Here is a 6,267-nt window from a genome sequence, read left to right as displayed (position 1 = left end):
GCGCTTGCGCCGTGACGGAGGGGGCCAACCTCAGACACGGTGTGCGCGGTGAGCCCCCTCCACCGCTTCGCGGTCCCCCTCCCCCAACGGGGGAGGATCTTGGCGGTGAGGCGTGATGGGAAATCCTGGCAGCGATGATATTTCCCCTGTCGTCCTGGTCGGCTGCGGCCGGCTCGGCTCGGCCATCGTCGAGGGCTGGCTGGCGACGGGGTTCGATCCGCGCCGCCTGATCATCCTAAGCCCTTCGTCCAAGCCCATCGCCGAGGCCGCCGCCCTGCGCGGAGCCCGGCTGAATCCCGACCGATCGGCGCTGGCCGAGGCCGGGGCGATCGTCCTCGCGGTCAAGCCCGCGATGTGGCTCGCGGTCGCCGAGGGCCTGTCCGACGCTTTCGATCCGGGCGCGGTGATCGTCTCGGTCATGGCCGGGGTCCGCGACGAGGCGATTTCAGAGGCCTTCCTCGGCCGCTCCGTGGCGCGGGTCATGCCGACCACCGGCGTGGCGACGGGGCAGGGGGTGGCCGCCATCTATGCCGCCAACCGCAATGCGCGGGAGGCCGCGCACCACCTGTTCGACCCCCTGGCCGACACCGTGGATCTGGATCAGGAAGCCCTGATCGATGTGGCCACCGCCGTCGCCGGCTCCGGCCCCGCCTACGTCCACGCCTTCACCCGCGCCCTGGCCGAGGCGGGCGTGGCGCAAGGGCTGGACGCAGAAAGCGCGCTGAGGCTGGCGCGGGGTGCCGTGCGCTCGGCGGCCTCGGCCGATCCGGCGACGTCGCTGAGCGACCTTATTGCCCGCATTGCCTCACCCGGCGGCACCACGGAAGCGGGGCTGAAGGCGCTGTCGGCCGATCGGGCGTTGGATGCGGCGGTTGAGGCGGCGGTCGCTGCAGCTCTGGAACGCGCGCGCGAACTCGCGGGGTAGGTTCGATTGGCTCGGCGACTGGAAGGAGAAGACCACGCGCGGCCGGTTATGCGTGGACTACTGCAATCATCGAGCTAAGCTTTCAGGATGAAGATTGGTCTCCTCGTGCTCGTCATCACCATTGGCATGACGGGCTGCGTTCGCCTCGAAGATAACGATGGTGAGTCCTTCGACCGTATAACCGAGTTCGATGGCCGCCTGATCGAGTTGAATGGCAAGGCGACAACCACCTCACGGGTCAGTCTCGAGCTTTACGAATACTCTTCAGGGCTCCATCCCAAGAGATACGACATTAGGTCTGACTGCTTTGACGCTGGATATTTTGACGAGAGTCGGAACCAGTATGTCAGTGGCTTTGCCCCGGTGACGCCTCAGGATGGTCCATCTCTGAAACCTCATGACCGCTATTGCGATCCTGACGACGTGTCGCGCCAGCGGCAGTTAAGAGAGTGGATGTTCTCGGGCGCGAAGATATCAATTCGGCCAGGCGATGGCCGAGCAGTGATTGAGACGCAGACTGGTGCTACTGCCGTGTTCTTACGCAATTCCACGCTGACAATGTAAGTGACAGAAAGCTGTCGCGCGGCCCTAGACTAGAGCCCGTCCCTACCTCGACATCAACCGCCCGCGTGACAGGTTGGACGCCAGCCGGTCGAAGGCGCGGTCGGCTTCTTCCCAGGTGTTGTAGCCGAAGACGTCGGCGATGCTGTTGGAGTAGCGCGAGTATTTCACAGGCAGGCGCTGGCCGTCGGCGGTAACGACCTCGCCCTCGATCGTGGCACCGCCGATCGAGACGCTGTCGAAGATCGACAGGCCGGGGCGGTCGATCGACTGCTGCATCGTCGGGCGGTTGGGCTTCAGGTCGGTGACCACCAGATTGACCTGGGCCCCGGCCAGGGCGCCGCTGCGGGCCAGTTCGCGCTCGACCGTCTGTTTCAGGTCGTCGATCTGCCAGTTGACGTCACGCTCGCCCAGCTTGTCGACATCCTCGATCAGATCGCCGCCGATGGTCACGGTGACGGACGGGGCGGACAGACGCGGCTGGTTGGCGGGCTCGGCCTGGGCGGCGGCGGCGACTGCCATCACGGCGGCGAGGGGGGCGAAGAAGGCGAACCTGCGCATGATGATCTCCATGGGTCCCTGTCCCGATGAAGATGCGCCCGGCACCGCCTTTCCGCAAGACGCCGCTAACCCGGCAGCCGGATCAGCGCCTTCAGCCCGCCCATGTCGCTGCGATCCAGGGTGATGTCCCCGCCGTGCCCGCGCGCCACGTCCCGCGCGATGGCCAGGCCCAGGCCGACGCCCTTGGTGTTCTGGTTGCGGCTTTCATCCAGCCGCGAGAACGGCGAGAAGGCCTCTTCGTGCATCTCTTCGGGGATGCCGGGGCCATCGTCCTCGACCGCGATCTCGATCCCGCCGGACGCCAGGGCCCGGGCCGACAGGCGGACGTGCTCGCCATGGGCCGCCGCATTGCCGGCCAGGTTGTTCAGGGCGCGGCGGATGGCGATGGGGCGCAGGGTGGCCTTCAGCCCCTGCGGCGCCTCGACCTGAACCTCCGCCCCGATGCGACGGGCGTCGTCGCCGGCCGAGGTCAGCAGGGCGGCGATGTCGATGACCTGGGCCGCCTCACCGGCCTCGCCGCGCGCGAAGGCCAGGTATTCGTCGATCATATGCTCCATCTCGTCCAGATCGCCCTTCATCGCCGTCTGGCGCTTGAAAGGCGGCGCCAGCGCCAGCTCCAGCCGCAGCCGGGTCAGGGGCGTTCGCAGGTCGTGGCTGACCGAGGCCAGCAGGGCGGTGCGCTGGTCGATATGGCGCTGGATCCGGTCGCGCATGGCCAGAAACGCCGTCGCCGCCTGACGGACCTCGCGCGCCCCGTGCGGCTTGAACCGGGGCTGGATCTCGCCGCGCCCGAAGGCCTCGGCCGCCTCGGCCAGCCGCTCGATGGCCCGGACCTGGTTCCTGATGAACAGGATGGCCACCGACATCAGCAGCACGGTGGCGATGGTCAGCCACAGCACGAAGATATGGGCCTGGGTCGCCACCGCCCGCTCACGCGGCGCGATGATGCGCAACACCCCGTTCGGCTCCTGCACCTGGATGTCGACGTAGGCCGGGTAGCGGGTGGTGTCGAACCAGAAGGGCTGGTCCAGCCGCGACGCCAGCGCCTGTTCCAGCGTCCGGTCGATCAGCCCGATCGGACCTCTGCGCTGCTCGACGGGCAGCCGTTCGTCCTCCTTCAGGGCCACCGAGAGCTGCATCGACTTTTCCGCCCGGGCGGCGATGACGGCCAGGTTCTGTGGCGTCGGATCGTCGCGATAGCTTTCCGACGCCCAGGCGATGTCGCCGGCCAACCCCTCCGACAGGCGGGCGGTCACCCTCTGCCAGTGCGCATCGAAAAACGCCCAGGTCACCGCGCCCTGCATGATCAGGATCGGCGCCACGATGATCAGCAGCGACCGCCCCCACAGCGAGGCGGGCAGTCTGCGCTTGATGAACCGGCCCAGGACGGCGGGGGGGACGAACCTCATACCAATCCTCCCCAGGAGCGCAGCGAACGGGGGAGGGGGACCGCGGAGGCCGCTTGGCCGACGGGGTGGAGGGGGCGGATGCGCACACCGTGTCTGGGGTCGCCCCCACCACCACGCTTCGCGCGGTCCCCCTCCCCCGTGAAGAACGGGGGAGGATTAGTGTCCATCAATCCGGTGCCAGCATGTACCCCACCCCGCGCACGGTCTGGAGATAGCGCGGGTTCTTGGGGTCGGCTTCCAGCTTCCTGCGCAGGCGGGTCACCTGGACGTCCACGGCGCGGCCGGTGATGTCGGCGGTATCCGGCGACAGGTCCATCCGCTCGACCGGCGAATGGGCGTGGATGGCCAGCGTCTTCAGCAGTTGCGCCTCGGCCTCGGTCAGACGTAGCGGCTTGCCGTCGCGCGACAGTTCCAGCCGCTCCATGTCGAAAGACACCTCGCCCAGCCGGATCTCGCGCGGCGTCAGGGGCTTGCCGCCCGTGCGCCTCAGGATCGCCTCGATCCGCAACGCCAGTTCCTTGGGCTCGAACGGCTTTGACATATAGTCGTCGGCGCCGCGCGACAGGCCCTCGATCCGGTCCGACGCCTCGCCGCGCGCGGTCAGCAGCAGCACCGGCGTCTTGGACAGTTGCGCCTTGGACCGCACCCAGGAGGTCAGTTCCAGCCCCGTCTCGCCCGGCATCATGACGTCCAGGATGACCAGGTCGAACTCGATCAGCTCCATCAGCCGGCGCGCGGCGGCGGCATGGGCGGCGCCCGTGGTGCGATAGCCTTCGCGCGCCAGATATTCCTTCAGCAGCTCGCGGATGCGGTCGTCGTCATCGACGACCAGCAAATGACGGCCGACGCCGGGGCCGGCGACGGGGCCGGAGCGATTGCGTGATTCGTAACTCATAGTCTGGGGCTCATCGGCGTGTTCCGCGCGTGCATACAGCGTGGCCGAGATCAAGGCGACCTGCAAGGAACCCTGTTCCGTTGCGCCCGCTCGAACGTCCGGGTGCAATCAACCCCAGGCCCGCATCGCGATCCGGACAACGCCCAGCAGTTTGTCGCGGCTGGCACCGTCGCGAGCGAGGGTGGACATCCCCTGAATGACCGCTGTGGTGTGCCCGGCGAGAGCGCCCGCATCGGTGTCTTCAGGCAGTTCTCCGTCGACCACCGCGTGTTCTATCCGGCGTCTGAGGTGGGCCTCGACCGCGTTGCGCAGAGCTGCCAGCTCGGCCTGAACGTCAGCGGCCGAGGCCGAAACGCTGATGGCAGAGGTGGCCAGCATACAGCCGGGCGGCGTCGTCGGATCGGTGAAGGTCTGGGCCGCACCCGACATCAGGGCCAGAGCGGCGTCGCGCGCCGATCCCGCCGCGTCGATGATCTCCTGGGGCGAAGTCGGATGCGACAGGTAGCGGCGAACGGACTCCAGAAAGAGACCCTTCTTGTTGCCGAACGCCGCATAGACGCTGGGCGCGGTCACCCCCATCGCCCCCGTCAGGTCCCCCAGGGACGTGGACTCATAGCCGTGCCGCCAGAACATCAGCATGGCCTCACGCAGGGCCGCCTCGCGATCGAACGAGAGGGGTCTGCCCGCCTTGCGGATCGAGGAAGACTGCGACGTTTTCATAACGCCCGTTATGAAACCCTTGACCTCTGACCGCAAGGGCTTCACTAGGTTTCCATAGCAATCACTAGGAAATCCCGATGTCGCTCTCCGATTACCGCACACTGGGGCGTTCGGGCCTGCTGGTCAGCCCGCTGTCGCTCGGCACCATGACGTTCGGAACCGCGCGCTGGGGGGCGGCCGAGGATCAATCTAGGGCGATCTTCGACGCCTATGTCGATGCCGGGGGCAATGTCATCGACACCGCTGACGTCTATGCCGGCGGGCGCGGCGAGGAGATGGTCGGGCGGTTCATCGCCGATCGGGGCCTGCGTCACGACCTGGTCCTTTCGACCAAGGCGGGTTTCGGCACGGGCCAGGGCCGTCTGGCCGGCGGCAACGGCGCCAAACACATCAACACCGCGCTGGAAGGGTCGCTGCGGCGGCTCGGCGTGGACCATGTCGACCTCTACTGGGTCCACGTCTGGGACTCGGTCACCCCGCCCGACGAACTGCTCCAGACCATGGCCGGCCTCGTTCGGTCGGGAAAGATTCGCTACTGGGGCATCTCCAATGCGCCGGCCTGGTACGTCGCCAGCCTGGCCACCCTGGCGCGCGCCACGAACCAGCCGGGCCCGATCGCGATGCAGTATTTCTACTCCCTGGTCAGCCGCGATATCGAGGACGAGCATCTGCCGCTGGGTGCCCAGTTCGGCCTGGGCATGGTTCCCTGGAGCCCGCTCGCCTACGGCCTGCTGACCGGCAAGTATGACCGCGCCGCGATCGAGGCCGGGGCACCCCGGGCCGGCGGCGTCCCGCGCGAAGCGGCCCAGGCGGGCGAGGCTCGGCCCGAGAGCGACAACCGGCTGGACGGCGCCAACCCGTTCGGCGACAGCCTGTTTACCGAGCGCAACTGGGCCATCGTCGAGACCCTGAAAGGCGTGGCGGACGAGGCCGGCCAGACTCCGGCCCGTGTCGCCCTGGCCTGGGTCATCGGCCGAAGGGGTGTGGCGACCACCCTGATCGGGGCTAGTCGCCCGCAACAGATCATGGACAACGCCTCCGCCCTCGACGTTGTTCTGTCCGACGACCACCGCGCCGCGCTGGACGCCGTCAGCGCGCCCGAGCAGCGCCTGATCTATGGGCTGTTCTCGGACGCCGGACGGCGCGGTGCCGTGTTCGGTGGCGACTCGGTCATGCCCTGGCGGCCGTGAGGTGCG

At 68.0% G+C, this 6,267-nt stretch carries 7 protein-coding genes; 3 read left to right on the top strand and 4 right to left on the bottom strand.

Features of this window, described 5'->3' with window-relative positions:
* The first annotated feature begins 115 nt into the window (after nt 1–115).
* Together ACILQR_RS06605 and ACILQR_RS06600 are read left to right on the top strand one after the other, a co-directional pair.
* Complete coding sequence (locus tag ACILQR_RS06605) at nt 116–925, top strand: pyrroline-5-carboxylate reductase family protein (RefSeq protein WP_395650676.1); 810 nt, start codon at nt 116–118, stop codon at nt 923–925.
* 87 nt (nt 926–1,012) lie between these two features.
* Nucleotides 1,013–1,489, top strand: a complete 477-nt coding sequence (locus tag ACILQR_RS06600; RefSeq protein WP_395650673.1) for a hypothetical protein — start codon at nt 1,013–1,015, stop codon at nt 1,487–1,489.
* 42 nt (nt 1,490–1,531) lie between these two features.
* Here the strand turns inward: ACILQR_RS06600 and ACILQR_RS06595 are convergent, their stop codons facing one another.
* From ACILQR_RS06595 to ACILQR_RS06580, 4 genes are all read right to left on the bottom strand, one after another.
* Complete coding sequence (locus ACILQR_RS06595) at nt 1,532–2,047, bottom strand: hypothetical protein (protein ID WP_395650672.1); 516 nt, start codon at nt 2,045–2,047, stop codon at nt 1,532–1,534.
* Nucleotides 2,048–2,112: 65 nt separating this feature from the next.
* Entirely contained in the window at nt 2,113–3,456 is a 1,344-nt protein-coding gene (locus tag ACILQR_RS06590; protein WP_395650671.1) for an ATP-binding protein, read from the bottom strand.
* 166 nt (nt 3,457–3,622) lie between these two features.
* Nucleotides 3,623–4,351, bottom strand: a complete 729-nt coding sequence (locus tag ACILQR_RS06585; protein WP_271146592.1) for a response regulator — start codon at nt 4,349–4,351, stop codon at nt 3,623–3,625.
* Nucleotides 4,352–4,459: 108 nt separating this feature from the next.
* Nucleotides 4,460–5,071 carry a TetR/AcrR family transcriptional regulator gene (locus ACILQR_RS06580; RefSeq protein ID WP_395650670.1) on the bottom strand — a complete coding sequence of 204 codons (612 nt, stop codon included), beginning with the start codon at nt 5,069–5,071 and terminating at the stop codon, nt 4,460–4,462.
* Between the two features lie 77 nt (nt 5,072–5,148).
* On the opposite strand from ACILQR_RS06580, the gene ACILQR_RS06575 reads away from it, so the two are divergent.
* Nucleotides 5,149–6,261, top strand: coding sequence for an aldo/keto reductase (locus ACILQR_RS06575; protein WP_395650669.1), 1,113 nt, complete (start codon nt 5,149–5,151; stop codon nt 6,259–6,261).
* Nucleotides 6,262–6,267: the final 6 nt, after the last annotated feature.

Origin of the sequence: Brevundimonas sp. (assembly GCF_044239655.1) — a bacterium.
Taxonomy (GTDB): Bacteria; Pseudomonadota; Alphaproteobacteria; order Caulobacterales; family Caulobacteraceae; genus Brevundimonas.
This window is presented reverse-complemented; position numbering and strand designations above follow the sequence as displayed.

Bases quoted from the DNA above. Each gene is read 5' to 3' on its own strand.
- ACILQR_RS06600 (WP_395650673.1), top strand. From the start codon at position 1,013: ATGAAGATTGGTCTCCTCGTGCTCGTCATCACCATTGGCATGACGGGC.
- ACILQR_RS06595 (WP_395650672.1), bottom strand. From the start codon at position 2,047: ATGCGCAGGTTCGCCTTCTTCGCCCCCCTCGCCGCCGTGATGGCAGTC.
- ACILQR_RS06590 (WP_395650671.1), bottom strand. From the start codon at position 3,456: ATGAGGTTCGTCCCCCCCGCCGTCCTGGGCCGGTTCATCAAGCGCAGA.
- ACILQR_RS06585 (WP_271146592.1), bottom strand. From the start codon at position 4,351: ATGAGTTACGAATCACGCAATCGCTCCGGCCCCGTCGCCGGCCCCGGC.
- ACILQR_RS06605 (WP_395650676.1), top strand. From the start codon at position 116: ATGGGAAATCCTGGCAGCGATGATATTTCCCCTGTCGTCCTGGTCGGC.
- ACILQR_RS06575 (WP_395650669.1), top strand. From the start codon at position 5,149: ATGTCGCTCTCCGATTACCGCACACTGGGGCGTTCGGGCCTGCTGGTC.
- ACILQR_RS06580 (WP_395650670.1), bottom strand. From the start codon at position 5,071: ATGAAAACGTCGCAGTCTTCCTCGATCCGCAAGGCGGGCAGACCCCTC.